The sequence below is a fragment of the Serratia sp. BNK-33-b genome, from assembly GCF_048684565.1.
GTDB lineage: Bacteria > Pseudomonadota > Gammaproteobacteria > Enterobacterales > Enterobacteriaceae > Serratia > Serratia marcescens.
The window spans coordinates 2,218,904-2,237,750 of the sequence record NZ_JBLQTZ010000001.1; the positions used below are offsets into that span (position 1 = coordinate 2,218,904).

Sequence of the window (18,847 nt, forward strand, 5' to 3'; positions counted from 1 at the left end):
CCGTTTTTTATGCGCGAAGGTTAATCTTCGTCGTCATGCTCGTCATCTTCATCCGCCTCGATCGGGCAGTTGAAGTTTTCCGGTTTAATCACCAGCAGGTCGCATTTCAGATGATCGATCACATGTTCCGCGGTGTTGCCGATAAAGGCGGCTGAAATGCCGGTGCGGCCCAGAGTGCCCAGCACCACCACGCCGGCCTGCAGATGTTCGGCCAGATCGGGGATGACCTCTTCCGGCAGGCCTTTTTCCACGTGGGTGAACTCTTCCTTAATGCAGAATTTCTGCCGCAGCGCCTTCATGGCGATCAGATGCTGGCCGCGAATGGCGTCGTTGTAGACGCTCGGGTCGAAGTCGGGCAATTCGATGGCGATGTTGATCGGGGTAACGGGATAGGCGCCGACCAGGTGAACCTCGGTCTGGTTGACGTTTTGCGCCAGTTCGACGGTTTCTTGCACCAGTTTGATATTGAGCGGGTCGTGATAGGGTTCCTCGCTGGCCAGGTTGACCGCCACCAGCGCCTTGCCGCCTTCCGGCCAGGGCTGGTCTTTCACCATCCACACCGGGCAAGGGCATTTGCGCAGCAGGTGCCAGTCGGTGGGGGTGAAGATCACCGACTCTAACCGATCGTGTTGGTGCGCCATTTTCAGCAGCAGGTCATGTTGGCCGGAAAGCACTTCCTGAATGATGGCTTCGAAGGGGCGGTTATGCCAAACCACTTTGATTTCGATCGGCACGCCGTCGTTGAGATAGAAGCGGCACTGCTCGTTGATCCAGGCGGCGCGTTGGCTGATCACACCTTGCCGCATCGCCGTTCTTTCATCCGGGGAGAGCAGGGTCGTCATTTCGTAAGAGAAGTCATAGATGGGCAGGAAGGCCTTGATGCGCCCGCCGTTCCGTTTTACCAGGTACACGGCGCGGCGCAATGCCGGCTGATCGTCCTGATTGGGGTCAATAGCCACCAGAAGATTCTGATACTTCGCCATAGGGCCTCCTTACAGCTGAAATCAACAGTCTGTTAATTTACAGAGTAACCCAACATTGAAAAACAGAACAACAACGGAAGCGTGCCGGATCAACAATTTCGGTGAAATGTTGATCCGGCGGGGGGATCAGGCGTTGACGGTCACGTTGATGCGCGGCGTACCGGCCAGCACCGACAGCGCGTCGGCGTTTTCGATGGTGATGTATTTGCCTTTCACGCTGAGGATTTCGCTTTTCTGGAAGCGGCCCAGCAGGCGGCTGATGGTTTCCACCGTCAGCCCAAGGTAGTTGCCGATGTCGCCGCGGGTCATGGTCAACCGGAACTCACGCGGTGAGAAGCCGCGCTCCGCAAAGCGGCGCGACAGGTTGTAAACGAACGCCGCCAGGCGCTCTTCGGCGTTTTTCTTCGACAGCAGCAGGATCATGTCCTGGTCGCCTTTGATCTCGCCGCTCATCAATCGCATGATTTGCTGACGCAGGTTCGGCATTTTGCCGGACAGATCGTCGAGGGTCTCGAATGGGATCTCGCACACCATCGAGGTTTCCAGCGCCTGAGCGAAGCTCGGATGCTTCAGGCCGCCGATGGCGTCGAAGCCTACCAGGTCGCCCGCCAGGTGGAAGCCGGTGATCTGCTCATCACCTTGCTCGGTGATGGTGTAGCTTTTGATGGTTCCGGAACGGATCGCGTACAGCGATTTCAGCTCGTCGCCGGCCTTGAACAAGGTCTGGCCTTTCTGGATGGGCTTCTTCCTCTCGATAATGTTGTCGAGCTGATCCAGCTCGTGAGCATTGAGGGTGAAAGGAATGCACAGCTGGCTGATGCTGCAGTCCTGGCAATGGATCGCACAACCACCAGACTGGATACGACGAATCACGCGTTTTTCCGGGATCATAGATTACGCTCATTCAATAATTGATATGAGTCAATTTTAACATCTTTTGCTGCAGCTGATAAGGGTGGCATTAGCATGAATAGGGGTATTGTGTGCGAATTTTGCGCACACATGCCGCCGATTATTCTGTATCGGACTGAAGTTATGAGTATTATTTGTGACTTATGCGTTTTATTCACACAAGTTATTAATAGTGCCCTGCGGGCACGAGCGCGGCGTTGGGCACTGTGCTTTATTAAGCAGCGCCAAACAATGGCGCTGGATAAGCCGATCGCAGCGGCTACAGCAAACTTTTCGGCAGGTAGCCTTCATGCTGCAGCAGCCACTGCTTGCGCTGTACGCCGCCGGCATAGCCGGTCAGCGCGCCTTGCGAACCGATCACTCGATGGCAGGGCACCACGATGCTGATCGGATTTGAACCGTTGGCCATGCCGACGGCGCGCGAGGCGGTCGGACGGCCGATGCGTTGCGCCAGCTGGCCGTAGGTCAGGATCTCGCCACAGGGGATTTGGCGCAGCTGTTGCCAGACGGTGCGCTGGAACTCGGTGCCGGCGGTCATCACCGGCAACCGATCGATAATGCTCAGTTCCCCGGCGAAATAGCGCTGCATGGCGTCGGTCAGCCCGCTGGGATCGCGCTGTTCGCGCAGGGTGAACCGATCGGCGCGGTAGTGGGTGTTCAGCAGCTTCATCAGGCGCGCTTCGTGATCGGTCCAGTCGATCGCCCGCAGGCGCCCCTGTTCATCGGCAATCAGCACCAGTTCTCCCACCGGCGTGGCGGTACGATCAATCAAAAAAGTCTGCATCTGGCTCACTCCTCAGTTTAGTGTGGCGATTATCGCATGAAATGGGAGGGAGCGATGGCGGATTTCGGACATGCTGATGGGCAACCACAGGATTGCCCGAATAGCCGGCTTACGGTAAGGCGGGGAGTTATTGTGCGATAAATTTATAAAATAAATTTATAAGTCATCAAGACAAGTTGTGTCTTGTTTATTATTTCAGCAGGCAGTAACGCTTTGTACTTACTTATAGCTGATAGTCACGCGCTTTAAATGGGGATCGTTATTCACCAACTCACTGCTGACGGCAGAAACTAATTCTTTTGGCATCTCTTTTAACGAAGAGGATATATACCCGTTCTGATATTCCGTCACTTTACCGAAGCAGCTGGAGATAAGCTTTTCATCCTGATGTTTGACGGTGCAGGCCGGCGTGGTAATGGCGCCGGTGAAGCGCACGACGCCGGAGGCGACCTGGCTGCCGGAAAGCGGTTTTGCTTGCAGAGCGAAGGGCAGAATGACCAATGCGCTTAATATGGCTAAGTAATGGTTCATATGCTGTTCCTTTCAGAGTAAAAACACTGCCAATTAAAAAACAAGCGCGCTTGTTTTCATCAAATAAGCTATTTCGCTTGGAGAAATAAAAACGAATGGGCAAAAATCCTACTGCCCGCATTCAATGAATTTGATAATAGGGAGGTAGGATGAGTAAAACCATGATTTGGATCATAGTGAAGGTCGGTTAATGATTTAAGGCGCAGGCGGGATAACAGGCTGTGATCGTTCTCTCAGGAAATTCGGGCAATGGCGGCCGTTTTCGCCCCCGTTGCGCGGCCGCAGCAACGGAGGCGAGAGCGGGGTTACAGCATGCCGCTGCTGCCGCAGATGCGGATCTTTTCCGCCACCACTTCTTTCATCGCCAGCTTGCCGGGGACGATGTACTTGCGCGGATCGTTGGCGTCCGGGTGCTGCGAAAAGTAGCTTTTTACCGCATCGGCGAAGGCGATTTTCAATTCGGTGGCGACGTTGACCTTGCAAACGCCGAGCGAGATCGCGCGCTTGACCATCGCTTCCGGAATGCCGGAGGCGCCGTGCAGCACCAACGGCACGTCCACCTGTTCGCGGATCAGCGCCAGGCGCTCGAAGTCCAACTTCGGTTCGCCGTGATACAGGCCGTGGGCGGAACCGATCGCCACCGCCAGCGAATCGATGCCGGTGGCGGCGACAAACTCGCGTGCCGCGGCCGGATCGGTATAAAAGCTGTCCGCCGTATCGACGATCAGATCGTCTTCCTGCCCGCCCAGGCGGCCCAGCTCCGCCTCCACGCTGGCGCCGTAGCGGTGGCACAGGACTACTGCGGCGGCCACCTTGGCGATATTCTGCTCGAACGGCAAATGGGAGCCGTCGATCATCACCGAGCGGATGCCGCTTTTCACCTTATACTCGATGTCGTCCAGCGCTTCGTGATGATCCAGATGCAGCGCCAGCGGCAGATCGTAGCGGTGCGCGGCCGATTGGCAAATGCCGATCAGGTAGTCGGTGCCGGCATAGCTGAAGGTGCCGGGCGTGCCGGCCATGATCACCGGCGAGCGCAGCTCGGCGGCGGTCTCCGCCACCACCTGCACGGTTTCCAGATTGTGGACGTTAAACGCCGGAACGGCGTAACCCTGGCGCTGCGCCTTGAGCAGCATGTCTCGGTTGGCTATCAGATACATGGGATCTCCTTACAGCTCGGGGGAAGGAAAACGGTAAATCGTCACGCCTTTCACCACCCGGTTGACCTCGCCGGTCGGGCAGGGGTTATCCGGGGTCAGCCCCAGCGCCAGCGAACTCTCGAAGGCCAGCATCTGGCTGAACAGCAGATACGGGAACAGCAGCCAGATATCGTCAGCCGCATCGTGCATATGCAGCAGGGCATCGGACAGAGGTTGGCGTTCGCCGGTCAACCCGACCAGCTGCATCGCCTGCCCATCGCGCTGCAGCTCGTTCCACAGATCGCGGTCATACTGGCGGGCATAGTCGTTGTGGGAGAACATCAGCACCACCAACGTCTGGCCGTCGACCATGAATTTCGGGCCATGGCGCAGGCCGAGCGGCGAGTCGTAGCGCGTAACGATGCGGCCGGCGGTCAACTCCAGCATCTTGAGCGAGGCCTCTTCGGCGAGGCCGGTAAAACAGCTGCCGCCGAGGGTGATATAGCGGCGGAAACCGCTGGCGGCCAGCGCCTTCACCTGCGGCTGCAGCGTTTCGCGCAGTGCGCGGCAGCGCTGCACCATGGCGTTCAACGGCGCCTGGGCGGCCTCGAGCGAAGCCGGGCCGAGCAGCAGCGCGGCGCTCAGCATCATGCAGCTGAAGCTGGAGGTCATGGCGAAGCTCTGATCGTTGGCGCCTTGCGGCATCACCAGCGAACAGACGTTGCCACGCTGATGCGCGTACTGCGCCAGCCGGCTGTCCGGGTTGCACACCAGCATCAGATGATAGCTTTCCGGCAGCAATTGATCGGCCAGCTCCACCGTCGCCACGCTTTCCGGGCTGTTGCCCGAACGGGCGAAGGAAACCAGCAGCGTCGGCCGATCAGGGTCAAGATACTGCAGCGGGTTGGCGACGATATCGGTGGTGCCGTAAGCCACCACGTCGCGGCCGGTGCGTTCGCGCAGCCAGGGGGCCAGGGCGCGGCCGGCAAATGCCGAGCTGCCGGCGCCGCACAAGACGATTTGCAGGCGCGGATTAGCCAGCAACGGCGCCAGGAACGGTTGCCACTGCGCCTGTTGATCCTGCAGTTGGCGGTGCAGCGCCGCCCACAAATCCGGCTGTTGCCAAATTTCTGCGGCGGTATGCCAGGCGTTGCGCTGCTTCAGCCAATTCGCCTCGTAAGAGAAATACGCGTTCATGATGACAGCTCCTTAAAAAGCCTCGGTTAACGGTCGGCGATAATCACGTCGATCCCTAAATGGTGCAGCGCCTGCAGATAGTGTTCCGGAATGCGGCTGTCGGTGACCAGGCGGTGGATCTGGCCGATGTCGCGGATCATGCAAAAGCTGGTGCGGCCGAATTTGCTGGCGTCGGCGAGGGCGATCACTTCGCGCGCCACCTCGCACATGACCCGGTTCAGCTGCGCTTCGCCCGGATCCGGCGTGGTGATGCCGCTCGCGAGATCGAAGCCGTCGACGCCGAGAAAAAGCTTGTCGAACCGATACTGGCGCAGCTGCTGTTCGGCGGCGGGGCCGTACAGCGACCAGGCTTTGCGGCGCACGCTGCCGCCGACCACCATCAGGTCGATCTCCTCGTTGTTGGCCAGTTCGAAGGCGATGTTGAGCGCGTTGGTCATCACCACCAGATCCTTTTTCCCCGCCAGCTGCGGCGCCATTTGGCTGGTGGTGGAGCCGGAGTCGAGGATGACGGCGTCGCCGTCTTCAATCAGCGCCGCGGCCGCGCAGGCGATGGCGTGTTTGACGTCGCGATTGATGCGGCCCTTGTCCTGCAACGGGCGGTCGAAGGCGAACTGTTTGTTCAACATGGCGCCGCCGTAGGCGCGCACCGCGCAGCCGTGTTTTTCCAGCTGGCGCAGATCGCTGCGGATGGTGACGCTGGACACCGAAAACTGCTGGCTGAGCTGCTCCACGCGCACCGTGCCCTCGCGACACAGCTGGTCGATAATTAATTCCCGGCGTTTTGCGGTATTGATCATTAACGCAGACTCCTGATTTACCTGTAGCCGTGCCCGACCGCGGCTTAATAAGCCGCAGCGATACCGACCGGAGCGCTTTCAGTTGTTCGTGGCGAATTACAGCAAACGAAACACTGAAATGCAATCGATTAATTTTAAAATATCTATATCTATCAGTTGGTTATATTTGATTTTGCTTTCGGTTGGGCGGCAACCGAAAGCAGTGTTAACGCAAAGTGAAAACGGCAAATTCGTTATTTTTCAGTCGCCAATTCCCAGCGCTTATTCATTCAGTCCGTCGATGCCGAAAGCCGCAGCGATCGCTCGACAATCTCCGGGCTTTCACTGTTTTTTTATGCCGGCGCGCGTAAAAGCGCTGCGCCGCGCACGCCGCTGCTGTCACCGTGCACCGGCGGGAACACCGCCGCCGGCTCCATGCCCGGCAGCAGCCAGCGCCGCATCGCCGGCGGCAACAGCCGGTAAAGCTCGCCGACGTTGGACAATCCACCGCCCAGCACGAAGGCATCAACGTCCAGCAGCAGCTGTAAGCCGGCCAGCGCGCTGGCCAGGATGTCGACGTAGATGGTCATCAGCCGCTGCGCGAGCGCATCACCGGCACGATAGCAGGCGACCAGCGCCGGCACGTCAGCGGCCGGATGGGCGAAATGGCGGCTCAGCGCCAGCAGCCCGCTGCCGGAGACGTAGCGTTCAAAGCAGCCGGTCAGCCCGCAGTTGCAGCCGAACAGCGGCAGATCGTAACGCTGCGCCAGCTGGGCCGAGATTGGCATATGGCCCCATTCGCCCGCCACGCCGCTGCGCCCCTTGTGCAGTTGCCGGTTCACCACCAGGCCGCCGCCGGCGCCGGTGCCGATGATGGCGCCGAACACCAGCGGCAGGTGCGCGGTTTGCGGCGTGCTGGCTTCCGACAGCGCGAAGCAGCGGCAGTCGTTCTCAATAGCGATCGGTCGCGCCAGCGCCTGCGTCAAATCATCCGCCAGGCAATGGCCGGTCAGGCAGGGCACGTTGACCGCCAACTGGCGGCGGCTGACGGGATCGGTGATCCCCGGCAAACCGATGCCGATGCTGCCGCGCGTGTGCAGTTCGCGATCCGCCTGCTCGACCAGCCCGGCGATGCAGGCCACGAACTCGCCGTAATCGCCGGTTGGGGTGCGCACCCGCTGGAGCAGCACCTGATTGAGCCGGCGATCGTAAGCGGCCATTTCAATTTTGGTGCCGCCGATGTCGAAGCCGTAACGCATCTCTGTCGTGGCCATGCTTTAGGCTCCACTCAGGGCGATCACCGCCGCCTCGCGGCGGGCGCGTTCGGCGGCAAACACCATCAGGTGGCTCTCCAGCGCTTCCGCCGAGCCGGCCAGCACCTGGCTCGGATCGTTGGCGCGAATGGCCGCGATAAAGTGCTGCATCAGGAAGTAGTCGCCGCCGCCGTGGCCGGCCATGGCGTGCAGATCCTGGCCGGCATCGGTGTCGTAATGCGTTTCGCCGTCGTCGAGGAACGAGGTGATGCGGATATGGCGGCCGTCGCCTTCCAGGCAGCCGCGGCTGCCAAAGATACGGGTGTGACGATCTTCGTGGCGGGTAAAGGCCGTCATGGTGAACGACGCGGTGCGGCCGCCGGCGAACTGCATGTTGACCACCTGATGGTCGACCACGTTATTGTCGCAGCGGTAGACGCAGCGGCCGTAAGGCCCGTCGCGCAGCGCCGCCCGCAGCGTCGTCTGGTCGGGTTCCGGCGTCAGCACGCGCAGAAAACCGGGCGTGGCCTTGTGATCGTCGCCCAGATAGATGCGTTTGGCGGAATAGGGGCAGTTTGCCTCTACCGCGCAATCCAGGCAGTTGTCCGCCGCGCCCGCCGGTTGGTTTTCCTGGCGGAAGTGGCGCAGGTTGCCGAAGGAGCTGACCTGTTCACAGGGTTGCTCCATCACGTAGCGGATCCAGTCGATGTCGTGGCAGGATTTCTGCAGCAGCATAAAGGCGGCCTGCCGATCGTTGCGCCAGTTGCCGCGCACGAAGGAGTGCGCCTGATGCCAGTAGCCGACCGGTTCCAAATGTTGCAGGCTGACGATGTCGCCGATCGCGCCGTCGCGCAGCAACTGTTTGAGCTTTTGGGTATAGCGGGTGTAACGCAGCACGTGGCCGACCGAGAAGATCAGCCGTTGGCGCGTCACTTCGGCGACGATGGCGCGGCACTCATCGGCGTCCGGCGACAGCGGTTTTTCCAGCAGCATGGCGTAGCCCTGGCGGGCGAAGGCCAGCGCCGGTTCCAGATGCATCTGATCCTGGGTGCAGATCAGCACCGCGTCGGCCAGCTTGCCGGCGTCGGCGGCCTGACGCCAGTCGGTGAAGACGTTTTCCGGCGCGATGGCATGCTGCGCCACGAACGGCTCGCGGTAGGCGTCGCGCGGTTCCGCTACCGCCACCACTTGCATCAAATCGGGATGCGCCAGCGCATAGCGCGAGTAGATTTCACCGCGCGCCCCGGCGCCGACCACCAGCACCCGCACCGGGCGATGGGCAAAGCTGTTGGGTTGTGTTGACGACATTGCTGGATACTCCGCTGTTGTTATTTGAGGTTTTGGCCGCTGAGCTCGTCGAACAAATGCGCGCGCGTCAGATCGAATGCCAGATGAATGCTTTCGCCGAGGCGCGGCTCCCAGTCCGGCAGCGACGCCATGCGCAGCACGAAGCGCAGATCGGCCAGTTCGCAGTGCAGCAGCTCTTCGTTGCCCATGCGCTCGATAGTGACGATCTGCGCCGGGAAACAGTTGGCGCTGCCGGGCGCGCACAGCCGCAAAGATTCCGGCCGGATGCCGAGACACACCCGCGCATGCGGGTAGTCCGCCAATTGCCGTTGCAGCGCCGGCGGCAGATCGAGCAGGTGCTGCAGGCCGATACGCAGCCGCACCGTTTGGCCGTCGCGCACGATCGCCAGATCGTGCAAATTCATCGACGGGCTGCCGATAAACTCGGCGACGAAACGGTTGGCGGGGTGGTGGTACAGATTGATTGGTTTATCCACCTGCATGATGGCGCCGCGGTTCATCACGCAAATGCGATCGCCCATGGTCATCGCCTCGACCTGATCGTGGGTGACGTACACCATGGTGGCGGCGGCGCCTTCTTGCTTCAGCTGGTTGTGCAGTTCGATCAGCTGCACGCGCATTGACACCCGCAGCTTGGCGTCGAGGTTGGACAGCGGCTCATCGAACAGAAACACCTTGGGTTTGCGCACGATGGCGCGGCCGACCGCCACCCGCTGGCACTGGCCGCCGGAGAGCTGGCCCGGCTTGCGCTGCAGCAGATTGGTGATCTCCAGCTTTTCCGCCGCGTCGCGCACCCGGCGGTCGATCTCCGCCTTGCTCTCTTTGCCGATCAGGCCGAACGCCATGTTCTTGTACACCGTCATGTGCGGGTACAGCGCATAGTTCTGGAACACCATGGCGACGCCGCGATCCTTCGGCATGCTGTCGTTGACGCAGCGATCGTGGATCAGGATCTGCCCCTCGCTGACGCTCTCCAGCCCGGCGATCATCCGCAGCAGGGTGGATTTGGCGCAGCCGGACGGGCCGACGAACACCATAAATTCCCCATCTTCAATGTCCAGATCGACGCCGTGCAGCGCGTGGAAACCGTTGGGGTACACTTTTTTAACGCTGTTTAACTGAATTCCGGCCATGTTGTTTACCTTGTCTGCGCGTTAGCCTTTCACCCCGGCGCTGGCGATGCCCTGGATGAAATAGCGTTGGAAAATAATGAACAGCATCAGCATCGGGATCACTGCCATCAGCGCCCCGGCCATCAGCAGCGGGTATTCCACCCCGGCGCGGCTGGAGAGCGAGGCCAGCCCTACCGGCAGCGTCAGCTTCTCGGTGGTGGTATTGACGATCAGCGGCCACATCAGGTTGTTCCAGCTCCACAGGCCGTTGATGATGACGCAGGCGATAATGCCCGGTCGGATCAGCGGCAGCATGATGCGCCAGAAGATGGCGAAGTAGCTGTAACCGTCGATCAGCGCCGCTTCCTCCATCTCCTTCGGCACCGCCAGGAAGAACTGGCGCAGCAGGAAGGTGGCGTAAACGCTGAAAATGCCCGGCAGCACCAACCCGGTGATGCTGTTGACCAGCCCCAGCTTCTGCACCACCAGGAATTGCGGGATCAGAAACGCCTGGCCGGGCACCATCAGGATCGACACGCACACCAGAAACACCGCGTCGCGGCCGCGAAAATGCAGGCGCGAGAAGCCATAGGCGGCCAGGGTGGCGATAGCCATCTGCAGGCTGACGGTGAAGAAGGTCGCCAGCAGCGAGTTGAGATAAAAACCGGCGAACGGGATTTCGTGCATCACCCGGCCGTAGGCCTGCAGGCTGGGATGCCCCGGCAGCAGCGTCAGCGGGATCTGGATGCTCTCGGCCTGGGTTTTCAGCGAGGTCACCAGCATCCAGATAAAGGGCACCACCGAGGCCAGCGCCGCCAGCCCCATAAACAGGTACACCAGCGTTTTCTTGCTTGCGTTCATGTGCAGCTCCTCAGCTGACTTTCAGGCGCTTGCCGATCGCCATTTGAATCAGGGTGATCACCAGCGTGACGGCGAACAGCACCACGGTGATGGCGGAGGCGTAACCTTTTTCCTGCAGGTAAAACGCGTACTTGTAGAACAGGTTGGTGACGGTCATCACGTCGTTTTCCACCAGCGCGCGGTCGAACATCAGGAACACCACGTCAAAGACTTGCAGGATCTCGATAAAGCTCATCACCGACACGAAGAACAGCGTCGGCACCATCATCGGCAGCGTGATGCAGAAGAAGCGCCGCAGGGTGCCGATGCCGTCGATATCCGCCGCTTCGTACAACTGGCGTGGAATGCTCTGCAGTCCGGCCAGCAAAATGATGATCTTCAGCGCCAGCGACGACCAGATGATGATGATGGATACGCTGATGCGCACCACGTCCGGATCGGACAGCCAGGCGACCGGCGCAATGTGCAGCAGGCCCAGCGCCTGGTTGATCAGGCCGAAGTCCTTGTTGAACAGCCATTGCCACACCATGGCCACCGCCGCGGGCATGGTGACCGCCGGCAGGAACAGCAGGGTGCGCAGCAGGCCTTTGCCGCGGATATTCTGGTTGAGGCCGATCGCCAGCAGCAGCGACAGGCTCAGGCTGATCGGCACGCAGACCACCACGTAGAACAGGGTGTTGGCGGCGGCGGTGTAAAAGTCGTCGTCTTCGAACAGGTTGAGATAGTTATCGACGCTGATGCTGCTCCAGCGCATGAATTGGTTCAGATCGGTAAAGCTGTAAAAGATGTTTTGCAAGAAGGGGATCAGGTAAAACACCGTCACCCCCAACAACAGCGGCAGGATCATCACCCAGCCCCAGAAGCGCTCGGCGCGTTCGAGCCGATTGAGCGCGGGACGGGCGGTGCGCCGGGGGTGTTTCAGGGTGACCGTAGCCGTTTCTGCCAGCGACATGTTGCCATTCCTCACCTATGACGTTCAGCGTGGTTCCCCCGCGGCGCGCGCTCGGGGCTGCGCGCCGCGGCGGGGTGATTACTGCTCCATGACGCGCGCGATCTTCTTGACCGATTTGTCCATTTCCTGCTTAGCGTCCGCGCCCATAAAGATCTTTTTCAGGCTGGCGATCCACATGTTTTGCCACTTCGGCGTATTGGTGCCGGCGGTGGGGTAAGCCTGGGTCACTTCAAGGGTCTGGATATAAGGCGTGACGTCAACCTTTTGGATCTGCTGCGCCCAGACCTTGGCCGCCGTCTTGTTGGCCGGGATCACCACCTTGGCCAGCTCCGCCTGCGAGGCTTCGCTGCTCATGAAGGCGATATATTTCCAGGCGGCCTGCTTGTGGGCGCTTTTCGCCGACATGGCGAAGGCCAGACTGTGCGCCACGCCGGACTGGCGTTCAATTTTGGGCATCATCACCACGCCGATGTGGTCGTTGATCAGCGGGTTATTGGCGAACGGCGCCGCCAGCCAGGAGCCGGCATAGACCATCGCGGCGCGGTTGGACTGGAAGATATTCTCGGTTTTGACTTCGCTCATTTGCTGGGCGCTTGGCATCAGGCCGTCTTTCATCATGCCCTGCAGCTGTTGGTAGACCCAGAGGGATCTGTCGTTGGCGATGTCGGTGGGCTGGCCGTCTTTCGGCACGATGTGGTTGCCGTTTTGGAACAGCAGGTTCATGTAACTGTCCTGGCCGTCGATGCTGAGATCCATCACCAGCGGGAAGGCGGCGCCTTTCAGCCCGTTTTTCAGCGCGGCGGCCTTGCTCTTCAGATCGTCCCAGCTCCAGTCGTTGGTGGGGTAGCTGACGCCGGCCTGATCGAACAGCTTTTTGTTGTACCACACGGCGATGGAATCGACGTCGCGCGGGATGGCCATCTGCTGACCGTCATACTGATAGGCTTTCACCGAGCTGGCGACCACGTCGTCCAGCTTAAGGCCGCTGTCCTTAATATAGGGCGCCAACGGCTCCATAATGCCGTTTTTGGCGTACTGCACAAAATAAGGCATATTGATCCAGAATATATCTGGCGCTACGCCGCCGGCGGCGGCGGAATCTAATTTAACGAAATATTGCGCCGAGGGGGTTAATTCTATTTCTATTTTTATATCCGGATTGGCCTGTTCAAAGCGCTTGGCAATCTCCTGTTCGGCGGGTAATTGATTTCTGTCCCAAACGGCATAGCGCAAAGTTATTTTATCTGCGGCATGGAGCAGCGTGGGTAATAATAATGCGCTGGCAAGAATAGAATGCGCCAGCAAGCGGCCGGTATTTTTTATCGGTGACATTGCTTTCCCCTCGGTGAGCGACGAATAGCGTTTTTTGCAACGTAAATTCTTTCTATCCCTTAACTTTCAATGTGTCAATACACCCCCAAACGCCCAAAAATGGGGCGTCAATGTTTCGTTGTTGTTAAAATCGAAAGGCTTTCACGGTCAAGTGAAAGGTGTTCTTGTTCACATTTCATTAACCTTTATGCGGGGTTTTTCCCCGGTGGCGCGGCATTTAGCGGCCTTCGCAGGCATAGGAATAACTGATAACCCTTGCACCATAATGGGGATTAAAAATATTTTTATTGTGCAAGCTTCAGCTTCTTTCATTTTTGTGATGCAAATAAACAAAAAAATCTTGCTGAGGCTGTCCAGGGAGGGCGCGCAAACGTTTTTTATTGCCGGCTATTGTTTGTGTCGATAAAAGACGCTAGCCTGAATCTCACAACACTTATTCATCCATAATAAAGAGGGCGGAATATCATGCGCCTGTCTCTGGTATTTACGCATTGCCTGGAGAAAGTATTTCATCGCCAAAATATGCCGCCCATTGCCGTGGAAAATCGGTTGAGCGGGTTAAATAACGAGGTGCTGTCCTGGCAGGCGGTGTACTGTTTGCAAACCCCGGGCAACGAGACTCGCCATGAGCTGTGTTATCAACTCGACGGGCCGCTGGCGGAGTATATCAGCGTGCGCCAGGTGCAATCGGTGCCGAGCGGTTTTCCCTGTTATCGCGAGACCGATGAGAATTACCTGACGACTGAGCCGGGCTTATTTCCCGATCCGCTGATACCGCTGCCGCAACGGCGTTTTTTTGCCGCCTGCCGCTATTATGGCAGCCTGTGGTTGACCCTGACGCCGCCGGCCGACGCGCAACTGGCCGGCGACTTTCCGTTGACCCTGCGGCTGCGGGATGCCCAGAGCGGCGAGGCGCTGGCCGAGGCCACGCTGACGCTGCATCTGGTGCCGGCGGCGTTGCCGCCGCAAACGCTGTTGCACACCGAGTGGCTGCACACCGACTGCCTGGCGGATTACTACCGTCTGGCGGTGTTCAGCCCGGATTACTGGCGCGCGGTGCGCAACTTTGTGCGCTGCGCGGTGCATAGCGGGGTCAATATGCTGCTGACGCCGCTGTTTACGCCGCCGCTGGATACCGCCGTCGGCGGTGAACGCACCACAGTGCAGTTGGTGAGGGTGTCGCGTTCCGCGCAGGGGTATCGCTTCGATTTCAGCCGCTTGGCGCAGTGGGTGGCGTTGGCGCAGGAAGAGGGCATCGAGCACTTCGAAATCGCGCCGTTGTTTACCCAATGGGGCGCGGCGCATGCGCCGAAGATCGTGGTGGAGGAGCAGGGCGAGGCGCGACCGCTGTTCGGCTGGCACACCGATGCGCAGGGCGAACCGTATCAGCGTTTCCTGCAGGCGCTGCTGCCCGAATTGACCGCCTGGTTCCGCGAGCGGGGGTTGGAACGACAGGTGTGGTTCCATGTTTCCGATGAGCCGACGCTGGACAACCTGGCGGCCTACCGGCGCGCCAGCGCCGCGCTGCTGCCGCTACTGGATGGCTTTCGCACTTTCGATGCGCTGTCGGATTTCGCTTTCTATCAGCGAGGCCTGGTGGAAATCCCGGTCGCCGCCACCGATCATATTGAGCCCTTTATCGAACACCGGGTGCCTGGCCTGTGGGCCTATTACTGCTGCGTGCAGAAGACCGAGGTCGCCAACCGGTTCTTCGCCCAGCCTTCGGCGCGCAACCGCATATTGGGCGTGCAGCTCTATCTGTACCGCATCGCCGGCTTCCTGCATTGGGGATTCAACTTCTATAACAGCGCCCATTCGCTCGAACGTATCAATCCTTATGCCGTGACCGACAGCGGCCATGCGTTTCCCTCCGGCGATCCGTTCGTGGTCTATCCGGGCGATGATCTGCAGCCGGTGGAGTCGCTGCGCCTGCGGGTGCTGCATCAGGGGCTGCAGGACATGCGCGCGCTGCAACTGCTGGAGAGTCTGACCGACCGGCCGACGGTTGAGGCGCTGATCGAACGCGAGCTGGGCATGCGCATCACCTTCAAGCGTTATCCGCACCAGGCCGGGCCGCTGCTGCGCCTGCGCGACGCGGTAAACCGCCGCATCGAAGCGTTGCTGGCGCCGATGTGAAGGCAAGTGGGGGCGAAAATGCGTCTTTCGCTCCCAATTCGCCATTACTTTGCTATACCTGATAGTCGATGGATTCACTTTATTGTCATGTAACTGACACGTCAGAGTCATGGCTCTGGCTTAAGTTTGCAGCGACTACGTCAGGAGATAACGCGATGTTCAGCCTGGATTCTCTGTTGCAAGATGCATTTCCACACCGCAATACCCCTGCCTGGCAGCGCAGCCTGCTAAGAACCCTTCTCTTCGAAAAAGAATTCAAGCAGTTCGCCGCCGATTATCCCCACCTGAAAGGGCTCGATCTGATCGAGCAGGTGGTGGACTACTTTAACCTCAGCTGCGAACTGGTGGACGGCGATCTGGAAAACATCCCGAGCCAGGGGCCGGTGGTGCTCGTGGCCAATCACCCGATCGGTTCGCTCGACGGCCTGGTGCTGCTGCGCGCCGTTGCGGCGGTGCGCCCGGACGTGAAAGTGGTGGCCAGCCAACTGCTGACCTACATTGAACCGCTGCGCAGCCTGTTCGTGCCGGTGGATAACGTCGCTTATAAAACCAGCCGCAAACAGATTGAAGGCATGCAGCAACAACTGGACAATCAGGGCGCGCTAATCCTGTTCCCGGCCGGCGAAGTGTCGCGCATGAGCCCGAAAGGCATCCGCGACGGCCACTGGCATACCGGTTTTCTGCGCCTGGCCGCCAAAGCGCGCGCGCCGATCGTGCCAATCCACATCAGCGCACGCAACAGCAACCTGTTCTACTTTACCTCACTGGTCTACCGGCCGCTGTCGACGTTGCTGCTGGTGCGCGAAATGTTCCAGCAGCGGGGCGGGCGCATCAAGATCCGCGTGGGCGGCCGCGTGCCGTTCGCCAACTGGCACGACGGCCACACCAGCGCCAAGGATCTGGCGGAGCGTTTTCGCCGCCACGTCTATCGCCTGGGCCAGGGCAAGCCGGGGCTGTTCGCCAGCGAGTCGCCGATCGCGCTGCCGGAAGATCGTCTTGAGCTGAAAAAGGCGCTGGCGAACTGCGAACGGTTGGGGGTAACGCCGGACGGTAAAACCATCTATCTCTACCGTCGCCATGACGAAGCGCGTACGCCAATCCTGCGCGAGCTGGGGCGCCTGCGCGAGATCGCCTTCCGCGCGGTGGGGGAAGGATCCGGCCGCCGCCGCGATCTGGACAGCTACGACGACGATTACTACCACCTGGTGCTGTGGGATGAGGAAGAGTTGGAGATCGTCGGCGCCTATCGCTTTATCCCTACCGCCGAACAAATCGCGCGCAAAGGGCTGGAAAGCATCTACAGCAACAGCCTGTTCCATTATGACCGCGATATGGAACCGATCCTGGCGCAGGGCATTGAGCTGGGGCGCAGCTTTATTCAGCCGGCCTATTGGGGCAAGCGCGGGCTGGACTATTTGTGGCTGGGCATCGGCGCCTATCTGTCGAAATACCCGCAGTACCGCTATCTGTTCGGCCCGGTGTCGATCTCCGGCGGCATGCCGCTGGCAGCACGTGACTTGCTGATCGCCTTCTATCGGCTCTATTTCTCGCCGGATCACGCGTTCGGGCAGTCGCGGCGGCCTTATCCGGCGTCGCTGCCGCAGGTGCTGGCGCAGTTCGCCGGGGACAACTATCAGGAAGATCTGGTGCGGCTGAAGAGCCTGCTCAGCAATATCGGCTGCTCGATCCCAACGCTGTACAAGCAGTACACCGAGCTGTGCGAGCCGGGCGGGGTACAGTTTATCGATTTCGGCACCGATCCGGCGTTCAACAACTGTATCGACGGACTGGTGCTGGTGGATACCACGCGGCTCAAGCCGTCGCGGTATCAGCGTTATATCGCGGTGCACCAGCCGCAGCCGGCCGAGACGGCATGACTATAGTCTGACTCATGCCTTTTTGATCTAAGCACGACCTTGGGGCCGGCGACGGGATAGCGCTACGATAAACGTTTTGCTTTTCACCGCCGGAGCCTGTCATGCCCCATTCGTTTATCCCGCCGCTATTGTCCGCCGATGAACCGCCCGCCGCTGCCGTTGAAATCCCGCGCGGCAAAGCGCCCTTTTTGCTGCTGTGCGATCACGCCGGCAAGGCGATACCGCAATCTCTTGGCGATCTCGGTTTGCCGCCGGGGGAGATTGAGCGCCACATCGGCTGGGATATCGGCGCGCTGAGCGTGTCGCGCCATCTGAGCCGCCAACTGGACGCCACCCTGATCCACCAGCGTTACTCACGGCTGGTGATCGACTGCAACCGGGCGCCCGGCATCGCCAGCTCGATCCCGCATTTGTCCGAACTGACGCCGATACCCGGCAATATCGGTATCGACGCCGCGCACGCGCTGGCGCGCGAGCGTGAGGTGTTTTTGCCGTATCACCACGCCATCGACGATCATTTGGGGCAACGTCAGCTGCGCGAACTGCCGACGGCGGTGATCGCCATGCACAGCTTCACGCCGGTGTTCAAAGGGGAATCGCGCCCCTGGCAGGTGGGGCTGCTGTTTAATCGCTACCCGGAATTTGCGCTGCTGCTGGCCGAACTGCTGCGCGAAGAGGGGGATTTGCAGGTGGGGATCAACGAGCCCTATGCAATGACTGACGCCACCGACTACACGTTGCCGGTGCATGCGGAACGGCGCGGTTTGCCTTATGTCGGCATCGAAATCCGCCAGGATCTGATCGCCGATGAACGCGGGCAGCAGGCGTGGGCGAAACGTTTCGCACGCCTGCTGCCGCAGGCCTGGCAGCGCTGGCAAATTTGACTTTAGGAATATTCCCAGAGATGATAACCGTAAGGAATACGTAATACGTCATTAGAAAAAAAGTCAGGAGAGACGTGTGGAGCACAGCGATAACGGACTGTTTATCAAACGGGAGCGTTTTGAAGTTCTGGCGATTCTGCGTGAAATTTGCAAACAACGCACGCCGCTGCGCGTAGAAAATCAGCAGCACCGGTTTCAAAGTCTGTTATTGAGCGTCGGGCCGGACAATATCGTGTTTAGCGGTGAGGAAGCGGAAAACGCCATCGACGGCGCCTGCACCATCGTGATTGAAAGCCACGACGCCAAAATCGAGTTTTCCGTCGGCCAGGCGGAATTGACCGAACATCAGGGCGTCCAGGCCTGCTCGACCCGGCTGCCGCAGGAGTTGGTTTACATCCAGCGCCGCCGTCAGTTCCGCATCACCACGCCGCACTGGCGCCAATTCTTCTGTACCGGCGAATACCCGGACGGCACGCCGTACGAGCTGCGGATCCACGATCTGTCCGCCGGCGGCGTCGGTTTGCGCTTCGACGGCCCGCTGCCGGATTTCTTCCAGCCAGGCCTGCAGTTCAAGAAAGCGGAGTTGGATCTGGGCAGCTACGGCAGCTTCAAGGTCAACATGGAGCTGGTGGTGGTCAACGACGATCAGGAAACCGACGATAACGATCGGGTGGTGCACTTCTCGCGCCTGTCGTGCCGTTTCCTCAAGCTGGGGCTGGCGATGGAACGCAAAATTCAGAGCGCGGTGTTCGCCTTCGAGCTGGATTTCAACAAAAAGAAAAAACGCTGATAGGTATCAGGGGCGGCACG

18 protein-coding genes are annotated in these 18,847 nt (G+C 59.8%); 5 read left to right on the forward strand and 13 right to left on the reverse strand.

The window, feature by feature from the left end:
* Positions 1-20: 20 nt before the first annotated feature.
* The 13 genes from uspE to ACMGGK_RS10660 form a co-directional block, all read right to left on the reverse strand.
* Entirely contained in the window at positions 21-983 is a 963-nt protein-coding gene (gene uspE, locus ACMGGK_RS10600; protein ID WP_004938281.1) for a universal stress protein UspE, read from the reverse strand.
* Positions 984-1,109: 126 nt separating this feature from the next.
* Positions 1,110-1,874, reverse strand: coding sequence for an FNR family transcription factor (locus ACMGGK_RS10605; protein ID WP_004938278.1), 765 nt, complete (start codon positions 1,872-1,874; stop codon positions 1,110-1,112).
* A 280-nt stretch (positions 1,875-2,154) separates the two neighbouring features.
* Entirely contained in the window at positions 2,155-2,679 is a 525-nt protein-coding gene (gene ogt, locus ACMGGK_RS10610) for a methylated-DNA--[protein]-cysteine S-methyltransferase (protein WP_004938274.1), read from the reverse strand.
* A gap of 219 nt (positions 2,680-2,898) precedes the next feature.
* Positions 2,899-3,210 carry a hypothetical protein gene (locus tag ACMGGK_RS10615; protein WP_049240886.1) on the reverse strand — a complete coding sequence of 104 codons (312 nt, stop codon included), beginning with the start codon at positions 3,208-3,210 and terminating at the stop codon, positions 2,899-2,901.
* Positions 3,211-3,515: 305 nt separating this feature from the next.
* Complete coding sequence (locus ACMGGK_RS10620) at positions 3,516-4,370, reverse strand: tagatose bisphosphate family class II aldolase (RefSeq protein ID WP_016927594.1); 855 nt, start codon at positions 4,368-4,370, stop codon at positions 3,516-3,518.
* A gap of 9 nt (positions 4,371-4,379) precedes the next feature.
* Positions 4,380-5,546, reverse strand: a complete 1,167-nt coding sequence (locus ACMGGK_RS10625) for an SIS domain-containing protein (protein WP_048795609.1) — start codon at positions 5,544-5,546, stop codon at positions 4,380-4,382.
* A 26-nt stretch (positions 5,547-5,572) separates the two neighbouring features.
* Complete coding sequence (gene agaR / locus ACMGGK_RS10630; RefSeq protein WP_016927596.1) at positions 5,573-6,343, reverse strand: transcriptional repressor AgaR; 771 nt, start codon at positions 6,341-6,343, stop codon at positions 5,573-5,575.
* Positions 6,344-6,675: 332 nt separating this feature from the next.
* Positions 6,676-7,581, reverse strand: coding sequence for an ROK family protein (locus ACMGGK_RS10635; protein ID WP_049299361.1), 906 nt, complete (start codon positions 7,579-7,581; stop codon positions 6,676-6,678).
* 18 nt (positions 7,582-7,599) lie between these two features.
* Entirely contained in the window at positions 7,600-8,883 is a 1,284-nt protein-coding gene (locus tag ACMGGK_RS10640; RefSeq protein ID WP_193842815.1) for a Gfo/Idh/MocA family protein, read from the reverse strand.
* A gap of 20 nt (positions 8,884-8,903) precedes the next feature.
* Positions 8,904-10,016: an ABC transporter ATP-binding protein gene (locus ACMGGK_RS10645; protein WP_016927599.1), complete on the reverse strand. Its 1,113-nt coding sequence runs from the start codon at positions 10,014-10,016 to the stop codon at positions 8,904-8,906.
* Positions 10,017-10,037: 21 nt separating this feature from the next.
* Positions 10,038-10,856, reverse strand: coding sequence for a carbohydrate ABC transporter permease (locus ACMGGK_RS10650; RefSeq protein WP_049299359.1), 819 nt, complete (start codon positions 10,854-10,856; stop codon positions 10,038-10,040).
* Between the two features lie 10 nt (positions 10,857-10,866).
* Entirely contained in the window at positions 10,867-11,808 is a 942-nt protein-coding gene (locus ACMGGK_RS10655) for a carbohydrate ABC transporter permease (protein ID WP_015377976.1), read from the reverse strand.
* A 78-nt stretch (positions 11,809-11,886) separates the two neighbouring features.
* Positions 11,887-13,140, reverse strand: a complete 1,254-nt coding sequence (locus ACMGGK_RS10660; protein WP_049191746.1) for an ABC transporter substrate-binding protein — start codon at positions 13,138-13,140, stop codon at positions 11,887-11,889.
* Positions 13,141-13,174: 34 nt separating this feature from the next.
* On the opposite strand from ACMGGK_RS10660, the gene ACMGGK_RS10665 reads away from it, so the two are divergent.
* The 5 genes from ACMGGK_RS10665 (at position 13,175) to ACMGGK_RS10685 (ending at position 18,827) form a co-directional block, all read left to right on the forward strand.
* Complete coding sequence (locus ACMGGK_RS10665) at positions 13,175-13,546, forward strand: hypothetical protein (RefSeq protein WP_420276873.1); 372 nt, start codon at positions 13,175-13,177, stop codon at positions 13,544-13,546.
* A 59-nt stretch (positions 13,547-13,605) separates the two neighbouring features.
* Positions 13,606-15,276 (forward strand): DUF4091 domain-containing protein, encoded by a 1,671-nt coding sequence (locus ACMGGK_RS10670; protein WP_049277961.1) that lies wholly within the window; start codon positions 13,606-13,608, stop codon positions 15,274-15,276.
* 155 nt (positions 15,277-15,431) lie between these two features.
* Positions 15,432-17,153 carry an ornithine lipid synthase OlsF gene (gene olsF / locus ACMGGK_RS10675; RefSeq protein ID WP_016927604.1) on the forward strand — a complete coding sequence of 574 codons (1,722 nt, stop codon included), beginning with the start codon at positions 15,432-15,434 and terminating at the stop codon, positions 17,151-17,153.
* Between the two features lie 101 nt (positions 17,154-17,254).
* A complete protein-coding gene (locus tag ACMGGK_RS10680) occupies positions 17,255-18,037 on the forward strand; it encodes an N-formylglutamate amidohydrolase (protein WP_143779031.1) in 783 nt (260 codons plus the stop codon).
* A gap of 76 nt (positions 18,038-18,113) precedes the next feature.
* Positions 18,114-18,827 carry a flagellar brake protein gene (locus ACMGGK_RS10685; protein WP_097101956.1) on the forward strand — a complete coding sequence of 238 codons (714 nt, stop codon included), beginning with the start codon at positions 18,114-18,116 and terminating at the stop codon, positions 18,825-18,827.
* Positions 18,828-18,847 lie beyond the last annotated feature (20 nt).

What these genes read in the sequence shown, in the direction of transcription:
- uspE (WP_004938281.1), bottom strand. Translation starts at nt 983, where the DNA reads ATGGCGAAGTATCAGAATCTTCTGGTGGCTATTGACCCCAATCAGGAC.
- ACMGGK_RS10605 (WP_004938278.1), bottom strand. Translation starts at nt 1,874, where the DNA reads ATGATCCCGGAAAAACGCGTGATTCGTCGTATCCAGTCTGGTGGTTGT.
- ogt (WP_004938274.1), bottom strand. Translation starts at nt 2,679, where the DNA reads ATGCAGACTTTTTTGATTGATCGTACCGCCACGCCGGTGGGAGAACTG.
- ACMGGK_RS10615 (WP_049240886.1), bottom strand. Translation starts at nt 3,210, where the DNA reads ATGAACCATTACTTAGCCATATTAAGCGCATTGGTCATTCTGCCCTTC.
- ACMGGK_RS10620 (WP_016927594.1), bottom strand. Translation starts at nt 4,370, where the DNA reads ATGTATCTGATAGCCAACCGAGACATGCTGCTCAAGGCGCAGCGCCAG.
- ACMGGK_RS10625 (WP_048795609.1), bottom strand. Translation starts at nt 5,546, where the DNA reads ATGAACGCGTATTTCTCTTACGAGGCGAATTGGCTGAAGCAGCGCAAC.
- agaR (WP_016927596.1), bottom strand. Translation starts at nt 6,343, where the DNA reads ATGATCAATACCGCAAAACGCCGGGAATTAATTATCGACCAGCTGTGT.
- ACMGGK_RS10635 (WP_049299361.1), bottom strand. Translation starts at nt 7,581, where the DNA reads ATGCGTTACGGCTTCGACATCGGCGGCACCAAAATTGAAATGGCCGCT.
- ACMGGK_RS10640 (WP_193842815.1), bottom strand. Translation starts at nt 8,883, where the DNA reads ATGTCGTCAACACAACCCAACAGCTTTGCCCATCGCCCGGTGCGGGTG.
- ACMGGK_RS10645 (WP_016927599.1), bottom strand. Translation starts at nt 10,016, where the DNA reads ATGGCCGGAATTCAGTTAAACAGCGTTAAAAAAGTGTACCCCAACGGT.
- ACMGGK_RS10650 (WP_049299359.1), bottom strand. Translation starts at nt 10,856, where the DNA reads ATGAACGCAAGCAAGAAAACGCTGGTGTACCTGTTTATGGGGCTGGCG.
- ACMGGK_RS10655 (WP_015377976.1), bottom strand. Translation starts at nt 11,808, where the DNA reads ATGTCGCTGGCAGAAACGGCTACGGTCACCCTGAAACACCCCCGGCGC.
- ACMGGK_RS10660 (WP_049191746.1), bottom strand. Translation starts at nt 13,140, where the DNA reads ATGTCACCGATAAAAAATACCGGCCGCTTGCTGGCGCATTCTATTCTT.
- ACMGGK_RS10670 (WP_049277961.1), top strand. Translation starts at nt 13,606, where the DNA reads ATGCGCCTGTCTCTGGTATTTACGCATTGCCTGGAGAAAGTATTTCAT.
- olsF (WP_016927604.1), top strand. Translation starts at nt 15,432, where the DNA reads ATGTTCAGCCTGGATTCTCTGTTGCAAGATGCATTTCCACACCGCAAT.
- ACMGGK_RS10680 (WP_143779031.1), top strand. Translation starts at nt 17,255, where the DNA reads ATGCCCCATTCGTTTATCCCGCCGCTATTGTCCGCCGATGAACCGCCC.